The sequence below is a fragment of the Peptoniphilus sp. oral taxon 836 str. F0141 genome, assembly GCF_000179335.1.
In the GTDB taxonomy this organism is placed as follows: domain Bacteria; phylum Bacillota; class Clostridia; order Tissierellales; family Peptoniphilaceae; genus Peptoniphilus_A; species Peptoniphilus_A lacrimalis.
On sequence record NZ_AEAA01000110.1, the window covers coordinates 1 to 19,693 of the forward strand.

The window sequence follows — 19,693 nt, forward strand, 5'->3', positions numbered from 1 at the left end:
CAAGTTTTTTGAAATTATTTTACAGTAACTATATGAGGTTTTTACTGTTACAAGACATTCACTCTTGCGACTTGTATATATTAACATCATTTAAATCTCTTGTCAATAAATTTTTAAAAGTTTTTTTAATTTCATCTCTATTTTTTAATTCTAATCTTCTGTATAAAACTGTTAAACAGTTCTTTACTGTCTTTTCACTCAGGTATAACTCTCTGCCTATTTCTATGTTTGTTTTTTCTTCAACTATTTTTTCTATTAGTGTTTTATCTCTTGAGCTTAATTCTCTATATAATATTTCAATTTCTAATTCTCTATTTATTTTTGATTCTAAACTTTTCTCTATATATATTAAGCCTTGCATATTTTCATCTATGCATTTTAATAGTTCATCTTCTGTGATGTCATATGTTATTTGCGAATAGGATTTACTTATTATTGTGTCTTCTTTTTCTCTAACATATATAACTTTACTTAAGCCTTTATCATTTATTTTACCTGAGCTTATTATCAGATCAGCTTTTTCTTCATTTTTAGTTTTTACTATATATTTATCTTCTAATATTTTGGTAAGACCTTTTCTAAATATATCTTTTTTTATATTGAGAATTATGGTCTTTTTCATTTTATTTCTTTTACACTTTCTCTTTCAAGTATCCTTATTGGTAATAGTACTCCCTCTCCCTTGATTTCTTTTTCTTTGTTGGAGATTGTTTTTAAAATTTGTCTTATGGAGATTGCACCTATGTCATAGTAGGGCATTTTTACTGTTGTAAGTCTTGGTCTATAGATACTTGATAGATATCCTCCTCCAAATCCTGTAACAGATACATCTTGTGGAACTTTTATGCCGTTATCATATAGGACATTTATAAGATTTATAGCTAGAGTATCATATGTTGTAAATATTGCTGTAATATTTTCTTCTTTTATCGTCTTTATGATTTTTTCTTTTTCTTTTTCAATGTTTTCTGATTGCCATCCATCAACAAATAATTGTACTTTTTTAAGATTATGTTCTTCCATAGCTTTTTCATAGCCCTTAACTTTAAATCTCTCCAAAGTTCTATCTATATCTTTTTTTACAGCTAATGAAGCTATTTTCTTATGACCTTTTTTCATTAGAAGTTCGACCATGTTTTTTGATGCTTTTTCAAAATCAATTGATGCTTGAAATTTTTCCACTTGGTAGAAATTATTTATTAGGACATGTGGTATTTTTGCTTCTTCTAATTTATACTCCAACTTAGGATTTTGCATATTTGATACTACTATTATTCCTTCTACTTGCTTTTGTAATAATAGATTTGCAAATTTTACTTCTGTTTTTAGATCTTTATAGGAAGATGATAATAATATATCATAATTATACATTTTCCCTACTTCTTCTACGCCTTGTAAAATTCTACTTATAAAATTTAAACCTATATCTTCTACGATGACTCCTATTAGGTTTGACTTTTTGGTTACTAGGCTTCGAGCAACTTCATTTGGCTTATAGTCTAAAACATCTATAGCGTGAAGCACTCTTCTTCTGGCTTCAGGGCTTACTGGTTTCGAGTCATTTATAACCCTTGAAACTGTTGAGATTGAAACATCAGCCATTTTTGCCACGTCTTTTATTGTTGATGTCATATTTCCTCCTCTTATTAAACTATCAAAACTGTTAGTGCCTTTTCTAAAATTTTGAATCTCATCGGTAGCCTTCCGGCTCTTTCTCCATCTAAATCTACGACTACATCTTTATCGCTTGTAATTTCAATATCTTTTGTCTTTAAATATATAACCTTATTATGGTCAACATGATTACCATTTAATAAAGCTCTTACAAATTCTGGTATATCAAAGAATTCCATCCCTTTTATAAATATAACATCTAAATATCCATCGCTTACTTCAGCAGCCGGTGCCATTCTTTTAAATCCGCCGACAGAAGGAGAATTTGCTATTATAAAAACTGAAACTTTTTCTTCTTTTTCTAGGTCATCTGATTTTATTTTTATGTTTAATAAATTTTCAGGTTTAAACATTTCACCTTTTAAAAGCTCTTTGGCTCCATCTATATAATATGCCATTGAACCTAAGACTTGTTTTTTGTCCTCACTTGTTGTATAAGCGATTTCAGTTAAAAGACCTCCTGCTGCAACATTAACAAAGACTCTGTCATTTGCCTGTCCTAAGTCAACATTTAAAGTCTTTCCATTTTTTATCATTTTATAAAAATCATTTATGTTTGTTGGTAATTTGATTGAATTTGCGAAATCGTTTACTGTACCACATTGAAGTATAGCTAGAGGTTTTCTCCTTTCCGATCTGTATAATCCATTTACAACACCGTTGACAGTCCCATCTCCTCCACAACAAACTACTAAATCTTCACCATCATCATTCATGGCAAATTTTGTAGAGTCTTTTTCTTCATGGGTAAATTGAAGAATTATTTGACACTTGTCTTTACTAAGTAGCTTCACTAATTGTAATACTTTTGTTAAAGCTGATTCCCTACCTGCATTGGGATTGGCAATTATTTTTATTTTTTTCATAATTCCCTCCAATATTTAAGTGTATTATACTATATTAAAGGCTTAAGTAAAAGATTAATTAATAAGTTTAATTTCAAATAAATAGAGAAGACAAATCGTCTTCCCCTATTTATTAATTAATATTTACAATAATCATTTCAATAATAAATCTTTTAGTGTTGCAACAATTTCTTTAAAAATGTAAAAGTAGTCAATTACATTATCTACATTTAAAGAAACTGTCTTTGCTGTATCTGAAACTACATCTGATACGTTATTTACTGTATTTGTTACTTTTAGACTTGTGGTGTCTACTTTTCTTGCAATTCCATTTACAGTATCTGATACATTACCGACTGCACCCATTACCTTAGCAATTTCAGGTTTTGAATTGTCCACAAGTTCTGTAGCATCATCAGTAATTTTATTGACATTTTTTGTGATTCCATTTACATTTTCCATCACTTCCGGTAGTGAACTTATGGTGGTGTCTATTTCTTCACGATTTTTTTCCAAAACTTCACTTACACTTTTTAAAATTTTAAAAACTTTAAGCAATGTTAAAAATAGTGCAACTAAGACTAAAATTCCGGCTACAGAAAGAAAAAAAGTTAATAAATCACTAAGAGTAAATGCTTGATTCATCTAAAAACCTCACTTCTTATTTGCTTCTTTTTCCACCTTATCTTTTGTTTCCTTAACTGTTTCTTTTGCCTTATCTTTAGACTTTTCTGCTTCTTCTTTTATATTTTTTGCTCCTTCTTTGACATCTTCTTTTACATCTTCAGCAGTTTTTTTAACTTCTTTGGTTGTATTTTTTACGTCTTCTTTGAGTTCACTTGCTCCAGATTTTACAATTTCACCAATAGCTTTTGCTTTTGCTTTTGCAACTTCAACATTATCATCTAGTTGGTCTTTTTTAATAGCTATATTATCTTTTAAATCAGCATATGTTTTTTTAACTTGATCAGTTGCTTGATATGCTTTAAATTGTATTGTATCAGCCGTATCTTTAGCAACATTAACTGCAGAATCAGCTAAATCTTTCGATTTATTAGCAATATCTTCTCTTGTCTTTTTACCTTCTTGTGGAGCAAATAAAATTCCGCCTAAAATTCCAAGTGCTGCACCTGTAAGTATTTTTGATGCTTCCTTTAATTGTCTTCTTCTTACTGCTTGGCGTTTTTTTTCTTCTAAATAATCAAATAATCCCATAAATTATCTCCTTTGTCTGTAATTAATATGTATTTACCCTTTTTATATAGGTAATAATCAATTAATGCAATATTTTTAAAAAAAATCCGCAATGCCGCTTGCCCATTAATTCAGACCCGCCCTAAAAATAAGGTGGGTAACTTATTAAGGTATTCTGACTTCCACTCTAAGGAGGCTTGCCATAGGACCTTAAACACAGTTTCCCGTGTCTGATTTGTCGGTTGAATTAACTGGAACTAACACGTACACCGCAGATATCTTTTAGTAAATTATACAATAATTCAGCTAAAATTTCAAGAAATTTCGTTATTTAGCATATCCATATCATCGGAAAGTTTTGCAGTAAAAGTTTTTAACTCACCTGTTCTTGGCAGCTTAAAACTTAAACTATAACTGTGTAAAGCTTGCCTATCCAATAAATTTTGTTCCTCATTACTGTCATTATATAGTTTGTCACCAATTATTGGATGCCCTATACTTTTTAGATGCACTCTTATCTGATGAGTCCTTCCTGTAAATAGTTTGAGTTTAACTAATGCTAATTTTTTATTATCTTTTAATACTTGGTATTTTGTTTTTGCATATTTACCATTATCATCATCTACTTCTCTTCTTATCCCATCTTGGCAAAGTGATATTTTCTTTACAATTTCTCCTTGTTTTTCTTTAAAATCTCCTCTACAAATCGCCAAATATATTTTATCTACTTGATTATTTGAAAATTCATCCATTATTTTTGCGTGGGCATAAGAATTTTTTGCAACTATAATAAGACCTGATGTATCTCTATCAAGCCTATTTACAAATCTAACTTTTCTTTTAATATTGTTTTTTTCAAAATAAGCGGCTAGATAGTTTAGAAGAGTATCTTGGGAATCATCCTTTGCTGTATGAGTAACACAGTTATATTCTTTATTTACTATCAATAAATCATAATCTTCATAACATATGTCTATATCCTTATATTGACAAAGGGCGTTTAAACTTTCATCAGGAAATTTGATTGCAACAGAATCTCCTTTTTTTACTTCTACATTCTCAAAAGTTCTTTTGCCATTGACATATATGCTATTTTCTCTACAAGCTCTTCTGATATGCCTTGAGGATATATCCATTTTTTCCAAAAATTTTCTTGATTTTATTTTTTCGTCTGTAACTATGAATTCTAAAAATTCGTATGGATTTAATTTTTCCATTTTTTCCTCTTTTTCTAGTTTTACAATTAATCTTAGTTTATAATAATAAATAGTAAAAAGAATTTCAAGTGAGGTTAAAATATGACAGAAGGCATTATAAGTATTATTACTAACGCAAATTATCATTCAAAAAGAATTGCACAAAAACTTTATAATTCTCTTTCCATCAGAGGCTTTAAACCTTTTTATGGCTTCAGAAACGATGCATCCTTATGTATTTGTGTTGGTGGTGATGGTTCTTTTCTAAAAGCTGTTCATAGGAATAATTTTCCTAAGATTGCTTTTGTAGGAATTAATACGGGTCATCTAGGTTTTTACCAAGAAATTCTTCCCGAAGACATTGACAGTTTTTTAGATGCTTATGAAGAAAAAAATTATAAAGAAACTAAAATTAAACTTTTAAAGGCGGAAATTTTTACAAAAAATAAGACCTATGTTCAATACGGAATAAATGAAATGGTTTTGAAGGCAAGTCATTCTAAGCTTATACACATGAATGTTTTTATAGATAGAAATCACTTAGAAAAATTTTCCGGTGATGGGCTTTTAATTTCCACTCCTTCCGGTTCAACTGCTTACAATTTTTCAAGTGGGGGTTCTATAGTTCATCCTTCGCTTGATGTTTTACAGATGACCCCTATTTCACCAGTAAATTCAGCTGCATATAGATCTTTAGCTTCATCAATTATTGTACCAGGATCTCACAGCCTATCCCTAGTTGTTGAGAAGAGATATGCTAATGCTAATCTCTTATTAATTGATGGAGTAGAAAATTTTTATGCTAACCTACAGAGGGTTAATTTTAGTTTGTCTGATAAGTGCATTACGAAATTGTTATTTTCTGAAAATTCTTATTGGGAGAAATTAAAAGATAAATTCCTATAAAAAACGAGTAGACACAACAATCTACCCGTTTTTCTTATTTCGATAAATCTAAGTCAAAAGTTTTTCCTATAATTTTTTCTTTCTTATTAATTATTTTTCCTTTTTCTCTTTTGCCTTCAACTCTTATTAAATTCATTTTGAAAATATCTTTTGAATTATAAAGATCAGCCAAACTTATATCGCTTTTATAAGGTGTACCCTCGCAATTTTTATCACTAAATTCATATATGCACTTATATAAACCATCTACTGATTTTCCTTGGTTCACATCAAATATTAAAGTTTGACCCTTAGAATTTTTTCCTTTCACATAATAATCTACCGTCTTTTTATTACCCCAAATTTTAATGATCGGTTGGTCTATTTCGATAATCGCCTTAACTTTATTTATTTTAGCCTTTAAAATTCTATATTTCTTGTCCTTATCAATATAGTAATTTTCCAAGAAAACTCTTTGGTTTATCTGAGATTTTTCCTTAGGAACTTTTACTTCAATATAATTTCTGTCACTTGAATCATCAAAATTATCATATCCTAGAATTATATCTAAATCTACATTAGAGGGTATTTCTTTATCCAAAAGAATTTCTGAATAGGCGCTGATCAAATTGTTTTCAATTTTATCTGGTTTAACAGATGTAGATTCAGGGCAATATTCAACCCCGTTTATTTTTAAAGAGCTTGGTATATAAATTTCATTTTCGTATTTTTGAGGATAAATTAGATTTAAGTATATAAATCTGCCGTCAGTTAAAATATTTTCGATCATAAAAGACGCTTTTTTAAAATTAATAGGTTTATGAAGCTCAATCACATTTACTTCTATATCTTTGGACAAATCACCGGCATCAGAAAGACTAATTTTTTTATCTGTAAAAAATTCTTCAACATATGCGTGAATTTTTTCATTAGATGCAAAAACAAAAGATCCCAAAATAAATATACCTGCTGCTATTGCTCCAACTTTTCTAAAATTAAATTTTTTATTTGAGTGGATTTTTTCCTTGATTTTTCTTTCAAGTTTTATGTTTTCTTCATAAGTTAATTTTTGTTCTTTATACACAGTATTCACTTCATTTAAAAGCCCATAAATTTCTTTTTTATTCATATAATCACCTTTCAAATTCATCTTTTAAATTCTTCCTTGCTCTTTTTACTCTCGAATAAAGGACATCCTTGCTTACAGAAAGCTCATTTGATAATTCATCATAAGTTCTTCCCTCCAAAAAAATTTTTTCAAAAATCATCTTATCTTCTGCTGATAAATAATTAAAAATTTCTTCAATCAGTAAAAGATTTAAAATCCTATCATCTTTTATACGAAGATTGTCATCAAGCTCACAAGATTTGTGCCTTAATTCTTTTCTCAGTGCATCTATAGCCTTATATCTGGCAATACTTGCACACCAATTTTTAAAAGAAGACTTTTTTTCATTATAAGAATTTATATTTTCCCATACCGCAAATATAGAATCATTTAAAACTTCTTCCCTTATATTTGGAAAAACTTTCAGTCTGTCACTTATAACATTTTTCATTAATCCGGCATATTCTTCAATAAAAGCTGATAAAATTCGCTCATCCTTCCTCTTTAATCCTCTTATTATTTCTTTTTCATTCATTTTCTCACCTATTAATATATTCGTATAAACTCTTAAATTTAGGCAATAAAAAATCCTCAGAATAAATCTGAGGAATCTTTTAATAAAAATCTTTGTCATTATTATTTTCATCATAGTAACCTTTATGATAATTTTCAGGTTCTAAAGGTATAAGAAAAATCGCTATAATATATATCCATATACTTACACCACCTAGTAAAACTAAGGCTAAAGTTACAAGCCTTACAAAAGATGCATCTACTTCAAAATATTCAGCTAAGCCTCCACAAATTCCAGCAAGAACTTTATTATCCCTTGACCTATATAATTTTCTCATCTTACACCCCCATCTTTTATTTATACAATAAATTATATTTATTAACTTTTTCTAAACTTAATATTAAAATTTACCTAAGATTTATACCCAACTATTGAATAATAAAATTAAATTTTTAAACTCATTATAATTTTATTCAAAAGTCAATAAAAGTTGACCATTTTCTACAGAATCATTAACTTCAACAAAAATTTCCTTAACAGTTCCATCAATGTTTGCAACAACATTTGCTTCCATCTTCATAGCCTCAGCTATAAATAAGGTATCTCCTGCTTTAACTTTATCTCCAACTTTAACATTTATTTTAACAATTTGTCCTGGAATTGAAGAACCAACTTCTTTTTCATTGTTCTTATCAGCAAATAAAGTTTGACTTCTAGCTTTTGATGTTACAGTAGCAGTTTTATCTTCAAGATTTATTGTTCTTCTGTTTCCGTTGATTTCAAAAGTAAGATTTCTAGTTCCATCATCTAGTAATTTGCCTACTTCAATAAGAGTAACAATTAAATTTTTACCCTCATCAATAGAAATTTCAGCAGTTTCTCCTTCCATCAAACCATGGAAAAATACATCTGAACCTATTCCTGAAACATCGCCATTTTCTTTTACATAATCAATATAATCATCAATAACCTTAGGATAAAGAGTATAAGATACGGCATTTCTATCACTTGCTTCCATACCTTTTTCTTCTAGATGTTTCTTAACAGCTTGGAAATCTTCATCAGCCAATAATTCACCGGGTCTTACTGTGATAGGTTCTTCTCCTTTTAACACTAATTTTTGCAATTCTTTAGGAAATTCACCATAAGGTTGACCCATCATACCCTTAAAATAAGTTCTTACTGAATCAGGATAGTCAAGATTTTTTCCTTTTTCATAAATATTGTCCTTAGTTAGTCCATTTTGTACCATGAAGATTGCCATGTCGCCAACCATTTTTGAAGATGGAGTTACTTTTATAATATCTCCTACCATTTGGTTAACTTCCTTATACATTTCTTTTACTTCTTTAAACTTATGTCCAAGACCAAAGCTTTCTACTTGTGGCTTTAGGTTTGAATATTGACCACCAGGAATTTCATACCTGTAAATTTCAGTTGTTCCAGATTTTAAATCTGATTCAAAATTAGCATAAACAGGTCTTACTGCTTCCCAATATTTAGAAATTTCTTCAACTTTTTCAATATTCGTGCCAGTATCTCTATCAGTGTTTTCAAGAGCTGCTACCACAGAATTTAAAGCTGCTTGAGATGTCAAACCGCTCATAGAATCAACTGCCGTATCAGCTATATCAACTCCTGCTTCAGCTGCCATAAGAATTGTTGCAACACCATTACCTGTTGTGTCATGAGTGTGAAGATGAACAGGAATTCCAATTTCATTTTTTAATGCCTTAATTAATTTTTTTGCTGCATAAGGTTTTAAAAGTCCTGACATATCTTTTATTCCTAAAATTTGAGCTCCAGTTTTTTCTAGTTTTTTGGCTAAATTTACATAATAAGCTAAATTATATTTATCCTTAGTTTCATCTAAAATATCGCCAGTATAACACATTGTAGCTTCGGCAATCTTTCCATTTTTTAAAGTTTCTTCAATGGAGAGTTGCATACCCGGCAACCAATTTAGAGCATCAAAAATTCTAAAAACATCAATACCTGCTTTAGCTGATTCCTTAATAAAAGATTTTACAACATTATCTGGATAATTTTTATAACCTACTGTATTATTGCCACGCACTAACATTTGTAAAAGCATATTAGGCATCTTTTCTCTTAAGATTTCAAGTCTTTGCCATGGATCTTCGTGCAAAAATCTGTAAGCTACATCAAAAGTAGCTCCGCCCCACATTTCTATAGAAAATAAATCAGGCATATTATAATTTGTAGCTTCAGCAATCTTTACAAGGTCAATTGTTCTAACCCTTGTTGCCATAAGTGATTGATGAGCATCACGCATAGTTGTATCTGTCAGAAGAAGTTTCTTTTGAGATTTAATCCATTTAACTAAACCATCTGGACCTTCTTCATCTAAAATTTGTTTTGTTCCTCTGAAGGATTTTCTTTCAAATTTTGGAACTTGCGGAACATCAAAATGTTTTTGTATTTTATTGGGATCATTTACTACAATATTACCAATAAGTTTCATTAATTGCAGTTCCTTATCTTTTTTAGTCTTTATTTGGAAAAGTTCAGGGTGTTCTTCTATAAATCCTGTATCACAAGTCCCTTTTAAAAATTCATCTGTATTTAAAACATTTAATAAAAATCCTATATTAGTTTTAACTCCACCAACTTTGAGTTCAGATAAAGACCTTACAGCCTTTCTAATTGTATCTGACCATGTTCTTGCATGAGTTATTACTTTTACAAGAAGAGAATCATAATATGGTGAAATTACTGCTCCTGTAAATCCATTACCACCATCAAGTCTTACTCCATATCCTGAAGATGATCTATATAAACTAATATGGCCAGTATCAGGCATAAAGTTATTAAGAGGGTCTTCAGTTGTAACACGACATTGGATGGCAAATCCTCTATGTTTTATGGATTCTTGAGATTCTATACCAATTTCTTTTGAATTTAATGGATAACCTTGTGCAACTAAAATTTGTGATTGAACAAGATCAATATCTGTGCACATTTCCGTAACCGTATGTTCAACTTGAATCCTTGGATTAACTTCTATGAAATAATGGTTGAGATTTTTGTCGACTAAAAATTCTACAGTTCCAGCATTTATATATCCTATAGAATTTGCAATTTTTAGAGCATCTTGACATATGCTTTCCCTTACATTTTTAGGTAAAGAAAAGGCAGGAGTAAATTCTATAACTTTTTGATGACGTCTTTGAATAGAACAATCTCTTTCAAAAAGATGAACAATATTGCCAAATTTATCTCCTAAAATTTGAACTTCAATATGTTTTGGCTTTTCCAAATATTTTTCTATAAAAATTGCATCATTTCCAAAAGCTTGTTTAGCTTCACTTTTAGCAGAATGAAGTTTTTCAATCAATTCTTTTTCATTATTGACAACTCTCATTCCACGACCACCGCCGCCGAAAGAGGCTTTAATAATAACAGGGTATCCAGCTTCTTTTGCAAAATCCTTAGCTTGTTCATCATTTTCAATTGGTTTTTGAATACCGGGAATCGTTGGCACTTTGGCATTATTTGCAACAATTTTTGATTTTATTTTATCTCCTAAAGCTTCCATAGCACTAGAGCTTGGTCCGATAAATGTTATTCCTTCTTTTTCACATTTAGCTGCGAATTCAGCATTTTCAGCTAAAAATCCATAACCTGGATGGATAGCATCAACCGCCTTAGCCTTGGCAAGCTTAATAATTTCATCTATATCTAAGTATGCACCTAATGGTGATTTATCTTTTCCTATTAAGTAGGATTCATCAGCCTTAGTTCTAAATAAAGATAGCTGATCTTCTTTTGAATAAATTGCAACACTTCTTATGCCAAGTTCTCTCAAAGCACGAAAAACACGAATTGCAATTTCACCACGGTTGGCAACCATGACTCTTTTAAATTTTTTCATCTTCTACCCTCCATTATATTTTGAAATCAATTATACAACAAAATTATAAATTCTACAAAAATATTTATAATTATTATAACATATTCTTTAAAATTAGTTACATTATTCTAGACACAAAAAAACTATACAGAAAAAATTTCTATATAGTTAAATCAAATTTATAAAAATACATATTTTATCAAATGGTACACCAATGAAAAGACACAAATTTTTTTAATTTACTTTTTCGCAAGAAATAAATAGATGAAGCGATAAGATTAATTTCTTAAAACTGACTAAATAAATTTAAGGTCAAAATCCAAAACTTATCATAAATAAAAAAACCTCGGAATGTTGGTGCTTTCCAAGGCTTTGTTCTTGTGTTTTTTGAAATTATCTCTTTGAGAATTGTGGTGCACGTCTTGCTTTTTTAAGACCGTATTTCTTTCTTTCCTTCATACGAGGATCTCTTGTTAAGAAACCAGCCTTTTTTAAAACTGACCTATATTCTGGATCAACTTCTAGAAGTGCTCTGGCAACACCATGTCTAACTGCGCCAGCTTGTCCAGTAAATCCACCACCCTTAACTTTTACAATTACATCAAAAGATGCAAGAGTATCTGTTAATTCAAGAGGTGATTTACTAACTTCTCTTAGTGTTTCATAATCAAAATAATCATTAATATCTCTACCGTTGATAGTAAAATTACCACTGCCTGCTAACAATCTAACTTGGGCAATAGATGTTTTACGTCTTCCAGTTGCTCTGTATTGTGTTTGCATATATTACCTCCAATTAAATTTCATAAACTTCAGGCATTTGAGCAGCATGTGGATGTTGTGCTCCGCTATATACCTTTAATTTCTTAAACATCTTTCTTCCAAGTCTTGATTTTGGAAGCATGCCTTTAACAGCAAGTTCGATGATTTTTTCTGGTCTTTTTTCCCTTAATTGTTGGTAACTAACTTCACGTCTTCCTCCTGGATATCCAGTATGATAAATATGAAGCTTTTGGTCCCACTTGTTTCCAGTTAATTTTATTTTTTCTGCATTAATAATTATTACAAAGTCTCCAGTATCAACGTGAGGTGTGTAAATTGGTTTTTTCTTCCCTTTTAAGATACTTGCAACTTCAGTAGCAAGTCTACCCAATACCTTATCCTCAGCGTCAATAATATACCATTTTCTTTCAACTTCATTAGCTTTCGCCATGTAGCTTTTCAAAGTATTTCCTCCTAAAGTATTTAAAAAATATTCCGGGGCTTTTTAAACACTTAGAACATTTTAAGGTAATTTCTGCATTTTGTCAAGATTTATCTACATAAAAGTTTGATTTTATAATATAAATTTATAAAAAATTTTTAACAAATAAAAATGAAGCTGGTAAAAATAATTTCTTAACAGCTTCATTTCATTTAAAATAATCTTATTTACTCAAATTGTAGATTATTTGTGCCATTTGGCAACGTTTAAATTTTCCCATTGGGTTAAATGTTCCATCATCGTTTCCATTTAAAATTCCAAAGTCTACCATTTCCTTAATGGCTTCTTTTGCCCATGACGGAATTTTATCTTTGTCTTTAAAATCAATATTCTTATCCAAACTTTTTACATTTATTTTTATAGATTTTAAGAATCTATACAACATAGTCGTCATTTCTGCTCTTGTTATAGGTTTATCAGGTGAAAATTTTCCATTTCCCGTACCCGCTGTAATATTATTTTCCTTAGCCCAAGCAACAAAAGGTGCATAATACATATTTTTATCTATATCTGTGAAAGATATTTTTGCATTTGATTCTTTTGCTCCTGCAAATCTAGCTAAAACTGTAATAAATTCTCCCCTTGTTATTTGTTTTTCAGGCTCGAATTTTTGGTCTTTTACTATATCCTTAAAATAGCCCTTAGATAAACAATATTCAATTGCTTCTTTTGCCCAATGCTTTTGAACATCCTTTGGTATAGTATAGAAAGTCTTAGTATTTTTACTAAATTTATTATTTTCTTCACTGCTATTTACAATACTATTAACTTTAGAAGTATCTTTTTGAACTTTAGATTCATATGACCAAGGAAAATAATGATTTTTATTGTTGTTTCCACTATCATTATTTTCAGGTTTTATTTCAACCTCAGGTTCCACTTTTGGTCCAGGGGGTAGAATTTTATCCTTCCAAATTGCTTTTATCTGCGTATCTGAATTAATTATAATTTCTTCCCCAGGTGATTTTCTTTGACCATTTATTTCCCATGCGTCAAATTCTTTTCCCTCTGCAGGAATAAAAGTAGATATAGGCAAAATATACTTTTGGTCTTTATCTTTTTCAATTGTGTTCATTTCGCCAGTTCCACCATTTCCTATAAATGAAATTGTAAATTTTTTAATTTCTTTTTCCCATTTTGCATAAATACTTGTATCGCTTATAATTTTTGAATTAAAATCAAAATTTTCTTTGCAAGCACTATCTTTATACCAACCTTTAAAAATATATCCTTCTTTTGTTGGGTCTGTCTTGGGTTTTTTTACATTTTCAGCCCAAGTTGGAGTAACTTTTATTACTTGATCATCTACTTTACTTCCATCAAATGTTTCAAATTTTACTCTTGAAATAATTTCTGTAGTGTATAGTGCATTCATGACCATATCATCTGCTGATGCTATATGAAGTCTTAAATCCTTATATCCTCTTGCACAAATAATTATTTCATCATCCTTATTAAAGAAGAAGTCAGAATTAAATACAATACTTGTCATATCTTTTTTGGTTTTTCCTGTTCCATCTAGGACTTCATATTTTCCATCCTCTTTTGTAAGAAGATATTTTTTTATAATTTTACCATCGTGCTTTATTGTTATAAGATTAATCGCATCAATATATGCCCTATCCTCTTTTTTGTATCCAATAAAATGTTTACAATTTGCTTTTGTATATGAGGGATCATCTGACTTAACTTCTGTTAAGATTGGTTCTACGGGGTCTTTTGTCTTTTCAAGCTTTTGTGTCCAAAGTGCTTTAAGTGTAATATTTTCACTCAAAACTAATTCTTCTCCAGGATATTTTCTTTGACCATTTATTTCCCATGCATCAAATTCCTTGCCTTGTGGTGGTGTAAATTTGCTTTCCGGAATAATAAATTTTTCATTTTCAAGCTTACTTTCATCTAGCATTTCACCTTGTCCGGCATTTGAATCATAGTGTATAGTAATATTATTTGTTGCTATTTTTTTCCATATAGCTTTAATAGTCACATCGTTATTGATTTGATATTTATGACCGACTTCACTTTCATCTCCCAAATATTCCCAAGCCTTAAATTCATATCCTTTTGGAGGAGTTATTGTGCATTCTGGCAATGAATAAATAGTTCCATTTTCAACCTCAACATCTTTCATGTTGTTGGTTCCACCATTGGCATCAAAATGAATTATACGCACTATTTTTTGCCCTTCAACATTTGCACTAAGTGTATAATAAATGTCATTGCCAACGTCTGTAACATTTAATATTTTTATAAGAACATTTTTATACTTGCTAGAAATAATTGTAATCGTGTCATCTTTATCAAGCTTTGATTCAAATGGGAAAGCTAATTTTTTATTTGCATTCCCCATAAAATCTGTTGAATCAATTCCTTTTGCATTTGTAATTTCTTGTGTTTTTCCCTTATGTTTTACAATAACTTTTTCAATAGATTTTAAATATTCATCAGACTCAGTTTCATTTTTATAAGTGATAAAATGTTCAAAATTTGTTACATTGGTTTGACCCATCAATGGAAATGGCATTACTGGTTCAAGTTTTTCTTTATTTTCTGGCAATTTATCTTTCCATAGAGCCTTTATCTTTGTGTCTTTATTTACAACAATAGATTCTTTTGCTTGTTTTTTTGTGCCTTCAATTTCCCAAGCTTCAAATTCTTTGCCTTCTGGAGCTGTGAATGTGCATTCCGGTAAAGTATATTCTTTTCCTTTTTCTACCTTTACATCTGCCATGCTTCCATTTCCATCACCTTTATCAAATGAAATAGTGCATTTTTCTTTATTTTCCTTGTCGCTATACTCTTCTACTTTTGCACCAATCATATAAGTTCCCTTTGTATCTGGCTCATCCCACGCATCATTAAACATTTGATAGGACATTGTATTTTCTTTATTATTATCTATTCCTAGAGCAAGATTACCATCAAGCTTTGTAAAAGCTATATAATAATCTCCCCAAACTTGAACATTAGAAACATCAATTTTATTCCATCCCTCTTTTTCAAAAGTTAAATCTTTTGAGAACAGAATTTTACCTGGAAGTTCATCATCATCATTTTTGTCATAAATAGAAATTCTGTATTTACTTCCTTTTAAATCAACATCTTTTGTTTTGGTGATGAAGTATGAAATTTCCTTTATCTGTGCAATCTTGTCATTTGTAATTTTATTGGCAAAAGCCCTGTTTTTTAAATCCATTCCGGCAAGTTCTAAAGGAGTTACATCTGTATAACCAACACTTGATTCTTTTTGTGGAAAGATCTTTTCATGAAGTCTTGCATTAAAAGGTCTACTATGGTCATCTAATGTGAAATCTTGTTCTATTTTTTTATATCCATCACTATTTACAACAAATTTATACTCTCCTGGATATAAATTTTCAAATGTAACATTTACACCCTCTTTTTCAGCAATAGGTGCAATTTCACCTTTTTTATAAAGAGTTACTTTACCTAATCCCTTAAATTTTTCAAAATTTTCACCTTCAAGATTAACAGTAACAGAAGCCCCTCCTGCTTTTTCAAGGTATATATCCTTATTTAGTCCATCTTTTTTTAATGTTATATAATCATTCTCACTATTTTTGTATCCATCAGCACTTCCAACGATAATATAATCACCAACTGGAAGTTTAATAGAAAATGCACCTGTTCCCGGTTCTGTTTGAACAGTTGCTATAACATTTGATAGTGGAATCCGTTCTTTAATAGTAATCTTTCCAGAAAGTGGTAAAACTGATTTATTTTCACTAGCTGGTCTCTCAAGATTTGTAAGTTTAAAAGGAGCTGGATTTTTATCAATAACTATATTTTTATCCTCTAAATTTTTTGAGTTAATAGTAACATCATCAATATACCAGCCGCCTGATTGTTCCGGAGCTGATGAACCCATATCACTACCTGTGTCAAGTAAAAATTTAACTTTAAAATCTTTCACAAGATAATCTTTTGGAATTTCAACTTTATTAGTAAACCAAGAATGTCTTATTCCAACTTTTTCAAGATTATTTTCATCAAGTGTGTAAAATTTTTCCCAAGTTTTGCCAGCATCTTTTGAAAAATAAATTTCTCCTATATCTTGGTTATAGGTATCATAATCATCGCTATATCTTTTTCCACTAGAACCAAACCAGTTTTGATAATAAAGAGTTCCATCTGATAAACTTGAAAGGTCCATACTTGGAGAAACAAGTGCATATTTTGTTTTAGGACTCCTATAATCATTCATATTAGTTGCCCACATATTCATACCGTCATTTTTGCCTAAAGATTGTTTTTCGATAGGTTTTTTGTATTGTGTACTATATTGATCTCCATATTTTAAGTTTCCAAATTCCCATTGACTTTTTTCATCGCCATTTATTGAACTTGTCCAACCTTCTTCTCCATTTTCAAAATCAAAACTCTTAAATTCTTTGCCTTCTGTGAAAGTAACTGATTTTATTTCTGATGGTTCACTTTTATTGTCCCCAATTTTGGCAACTGCATAATAGTAGTAAGTTCCTTTTTGGGGCTTGGGTGTATCCGATAAATCTATAGAATATTTTCCAAAACCATTCTTTTTATCACCATTTAAAACAGTTTTTATACATTCAAAGCCTGAATTTTCTGATTTTGACCTATAAAGTTCATATGCTGTAACTTTATCATTTTTTATAGGCGAAAATGAATAAACTATTCTACCATCTTTTTTATTACGTAAATTTAAAGACTTGCTAGGCTTTTCAGGAACTTCTTTTGATACTTCTTCAACTTTTAAGTCATCAATATACCAGCCTTTACCTTCGCTTTTCCATTCACCATTTGGTCTAAAGCCGAACATAATGCAAATTTTTTTGCCAGAATATTCTGATAAGTCAATATATTCATTAGTCCATCCTTTTGAAGAATTTTTATAAGTTCTTTTTAATTTCCATTGCAATGTATCTGGGTCGCTATCTTCTTTTGCTTGTGCAATCCAAATCTCTGCAGTATCAAAAAATGCATTTTCAGAATTACCTAAATCATACCAATGTTTAAAAGTTAAAGCGGCCTTTCTATTTTCACCTGTCAAATCAATTGGCGGCATAACAGCAATAGAGTTTCCCCTAATCTTATCGTAAGGTTCTATTCCAATAACTTTATTATTCGCTTCGTCGCTTTTAATCTTTCCCCATTTAAAAAGTTTTGCCTCTCCGCCAAAATCAAAACCAGAAATATCTGATTCAAAATCATTCACATATCCAATCCCTATTCCTTTTTGAACTTCAAAAGGATAGACAGGAGTTTTTGTAACTTTATCATTAATGTCACTTACTTCAATGTAATATTTTCCATCAGATACACCGTTGAAAGTTTCAACAGGAATATTTGTTGAATAATAGCCGTCAACTTTATTTCCTCTTTTTAGTTCTAAATCGTATGATTTATAACCATTTCCTAAGTCTAATAAAAGTTTTACAGATTTAACTCCCGTATTGTCTTTGGCATCAACATCAAATGTTGTTTTATAAGTTGTAAAAATTTTATTGATTGGATTGTGTGAAATTACAGGTGCTTGTGTGTCTTGCCCATGAGCAAGAAGTCTACCTGATAATATTGCTATATTATCCTTTTTAATGTCTTTTCCTTTTTCTTGACCCATTGCAAGTTGAACAGCACTAACAGCATTAACTTTTCCATAACCATAACCATTGTTTGGTGTTGTTGTGTAATATTCATCTTTTAATGGAAGGGCAGTTTCATTTAATATATTTTCAATTTGGTCTACAGTTAAATTTGGATTAACTTGAAGCATAAGAGCAATAACACCTGTTACATGTGGAGCTGCCATAGAAGTTCCAGTATAAATTGTATATTTTTGTCCAGGAATACAAGATAAAATATTAACTCCAGGTGCAACAATATCAGGCTTAATTTTATTTGTATAACTTGACTTACCTCTTAAAGAAAACTTTGCAATATGTTCATCTTTTCTTATTGCTCCAACTGCATAACTTTCAGGGTATGCTCCTGGAGTTCCAATTGAATCATCTCCACCATCATTAAATGGTCCAACATTTCCAGCTGAAAACACAGGAAAGATTCCTGCCTCTCTCCATTTTTTAACAATTTCTTGGAAAAATCCATCATTTGAATTTCCACCCCAAGAATTATTTACAACTTTTGGTGCCTTTGTTGGATCACCATTTGGTGCCATAATCCATTCTCCAGCCTTTAATAGTTTTACATTATCTGTTTCGCCATCTTGATCAAAAACTTTTACACCAATCCACTTTGCTTTTGGTGCAACCCCTAACAAAGCATTTTCTTTTGAGCCTAAAATAGTACCGCAAACATGAGTTCCATGTCCTCTGTCATCATAGGGTTTTTCTTGTGAACCATCCTTACCAGTAATAGTGTTATACCATGAATACGCCGCAAGAGAAGAATCATTTCCCCTGTAATTTTTACTTATTGCTCTGTGAGTAGAGTCGACTCCTGAATCAATAATTCCCACAACAACTTCGTTTTTACAATCTTTTGTATATCTCTGAGCCTTAACTGCATTAATAGCCTTTAAATTCCAAGGAATATGAATATCATCTGCAGATCTGGACATTATTATATTTTCATTTTTTTCCGGCTTTTCTACTTTAATGACCTTATTTTCAATAATTTTTTCTACATCATCTCTTTTTGCAAGCTCCACTATTACAGATTTTCTCGCTACAAGATTTACACAATTGATTATAAAAAATGATTCATAAGACTTTACATTTCCCTTGTTCTTTTCATTTTTTAAAATCTCTAAAATAGATGCTTGAGTGCTTTTTGCAAGTTCTTTAGATTCATTTACAATTTCTTTTCTTATTTCTTTTTGTAACTCCTCTTTAGATTTTTCTGCATTCGCATTTTTAACATCATTTTTAATTCTTTGGGAATTTACTTCCTTCTTTAATTTAACTATTACATCAAAAAATTCATCATTTTTTGATCTTATTAAATTTTCGCTTAGCTTTTTACTTATATCCTCAGAACTTTTGCTGATTGCAAGAACTGGAATAAAATCCGTAAAAAGAATAGCAGTAAATAGAATAATTGCTAATATTTTATTTAATTTTTTCATGAATACCTCCTTTATTTAGCAAAATCGTTATCATTTTATCATAATTAATAATCGC

General features: G+C 30.0%; 14 protein-coding genes and 1 other RNA gene. 1 reads left to right on the forward strand and 14 read right to left on the reverse strand.

The genetic code is table 11. The features are described from left to right. Window positions 1–58 precede the first annotated feature (58 nt). The 7 genes from HMPREF9131_RS05570 to HMPREF9131_RS05595 form a co-directional block, all read right to left on the reverse strand. Window positions 59–622 (reverse strand): LuxR C-terminal-related transcriptional regulator, encoded by a 564-nt coding sequence (locus HMPREF9131_RS05570; RefSeq protein ID WP_009345913.1) that lies wholly within the window; start codon window positions 620–622, stop codon window positions 59–61. Continuing rightward, window positions 619–1,632, reverse strand: coding sequence for a LacI family DNA-binding transcriptional regulator (locus tag HMPREF9131_RS05575; RefSeq protein WP_009345903.1), 1,014 nt, complete (start codon window positions 1,630–1,632; stop codon window positions 619–621). The genes HMPREF9131_RS05570 and HMPREF9131_RS05575 overlap by 4 nt, the downstream gene beginning before the upstream one ends. Window positions 1,633–1,646: 14 nt before the next feature. Beyond that, window positions 1,647–2,540, reverse strand: a complete 894-nt coding sequence (locus HMPREF9131_RS05580) for a diacylglycerol kinase family protein (RefSeq protein WP_009345897.1) — start codon at window positions 2,538–2,540, stop codon at window positions 1,647–1,649. 132 nt (window positions 2,541–2,672) lie between these two features. Then, on the reverse strand, window positions 2,673–3,164 hold the full coding sequence (locus HMPREF9131_RS05585) for a hypothetical protein (RefSeq protein WP_009345909.1): 492 nt from the start codon (window positions 3,162–3,164) through the stop codon (window positions 2,673–2,675). Window positions 3,165–3,173: 9 nt separating this feature from the next. Continuing rightward, window positions 3,174–3,734, reverse strand: a complete 561-nt coding sequence (locus HMPREF9131_RS05590) for a YtxH domain-containing protein (RefSeq protein ID WP_009345911.1) — start codon at window positions 3,732–3,734, stop codon at window positions 3,174–3,176. A 79-nt stretch (window positions 3,735–3,813) separates the two neighbouring features. Beyond that, a non-coding RNA gene (gene ssrS, locus HMPREF9131_RS08275) (6S RNA) lies at window positions 3,814–3,994 on the reverse strand. A gap of 33 nt (window positions 3,995–4,027) precedes the next feature. Further along, the gene (locus HMPREF9131_RS05595; RefSeq protein ID WP_009345898.1) at window positions 4,028–4,930 is read right to left on the reverse strand and encodes an RluA family pseudouridine synthase; all 903 of its coding nucleotides are present in this window, start codon (window positions 4,928–4,930) and stop codon (window positions 4,028–4,030) included. Window positions 4,931–5,011: 81 nt separating this feature from the next. Here HMPREF9131_RS05595 and HMPREF9131_RS05600 point away from each other — a divergent pair, with 81 nt between their 5' ends. After that, window positions 5,012–5,815: an NAD(+)/NADH kinase gene (locus tag HMPREF9131_RS05600; protein ID WP_009345889.1), complete on the forward strand. Its 804-nt coding sequence runs from the start codon at window positions 5,012–5,014 to the stop codon at window positions 5,813–5,815. Between the two features lie 34 nt (window positions 5,816–5,849). On the opposite strand, the gene HMPREF9131_RS05605 is transcribed toward HMPREF9131_RS05600, so the two are convergent. The 7 genes from HMPREF9131_RS05605 to HMPREF9131_RS05635 form a co-directional block, all read right to left on the reverse strand. Continuing rightward, window positions 5,850–6,923 carry a hypothetical protein gene (locus HMPREF9131_RS05605; RefSeq protein WP_009345901.1) on the reverse strand — a complete coding sequence of 358 codons (1,074 nt, stop codon included), beginning with the start codon at window positions 6,921–6,923 and terminating at the stop codon, window positions 5,850–5,852. 4 nt (window positions 6,924–6,927) lie between these two features. Continuing rightward, window positions 6,928–7,437, reverse strand: coding sequence for a sigma-70 family RNA polymerase sigma factor (locus HMPREF9131_RS05610; protein WP_009345896.1), 510 nt, complete (start codon window positions 7,435–7,437; stop codon window positions 6,928–6,930). 79 nt (window positions 7,438–7,516) lie between these two features. Further along, window positions 7,517–7,753, reverse strand: coding sequence for a PspC domain-containing protein (locus HMPREF9131_RS05615; protein ID WP_009345905.1), 237 nt, complete (start codon window positions 7,751–7,753; stop codon window positions 7,517–7,519). Window positions 7,754–7,885: 132 nt separating this feature from the next. Continuing rightward, window positions 7,886–11,311: a pyruvate carboxylase gene (locus HMPREF9131_RS05620; RefSeq protein WP_009345890.1), complete on the reverse strand. Its 3,426-nt coding sequence runs from the start codon at window positions 11,309–11,311 to the stop codon at window positions 7,886–7,888. Between the two features lie 372 nt (window positions 11,312–11,683). Further along, complete coding sequence (gene rpsI / locus HMPREF9131_RS05625; RefSeq protein ID WP_004826074.1) at window positions 11,684–12,073, reverse strand: 30S ribosomal protein S9; 390 nt, start codon at window positions 12,071–12,073, stop codon at window positions 11,684–11,686. Window positions 12,074–12,086: 13 nt separating this feature from the next. Then, the gene (gene rplM, locus HMPREF9131_RS05630; protein ID WP_004825858.1) at window positions 12,087–12,515 is read right to left on the reverse strand and encodes a 50S ribosomal protein L13; all 429 of its coding nucleotides are present in this window, start codon (window positions 12,513–12,515) and stop codon (window positions 12,087–12,089) included. 202 nt (window positions 12,516–12,717) lie between these two features. Then, window positions 12,718–19,638, reverse strand: a complete 6,921-nt coding sequence (locus tag HMPREF9131_RS05635) for a S8 family serine peptidase (protein WP_009345908.1) — start codon at window positions 19,636–19,638, stop codon at window positions 12,718–12,720. Window positions 19,639–19,693 lie beyond the last annotated feature (55 nt).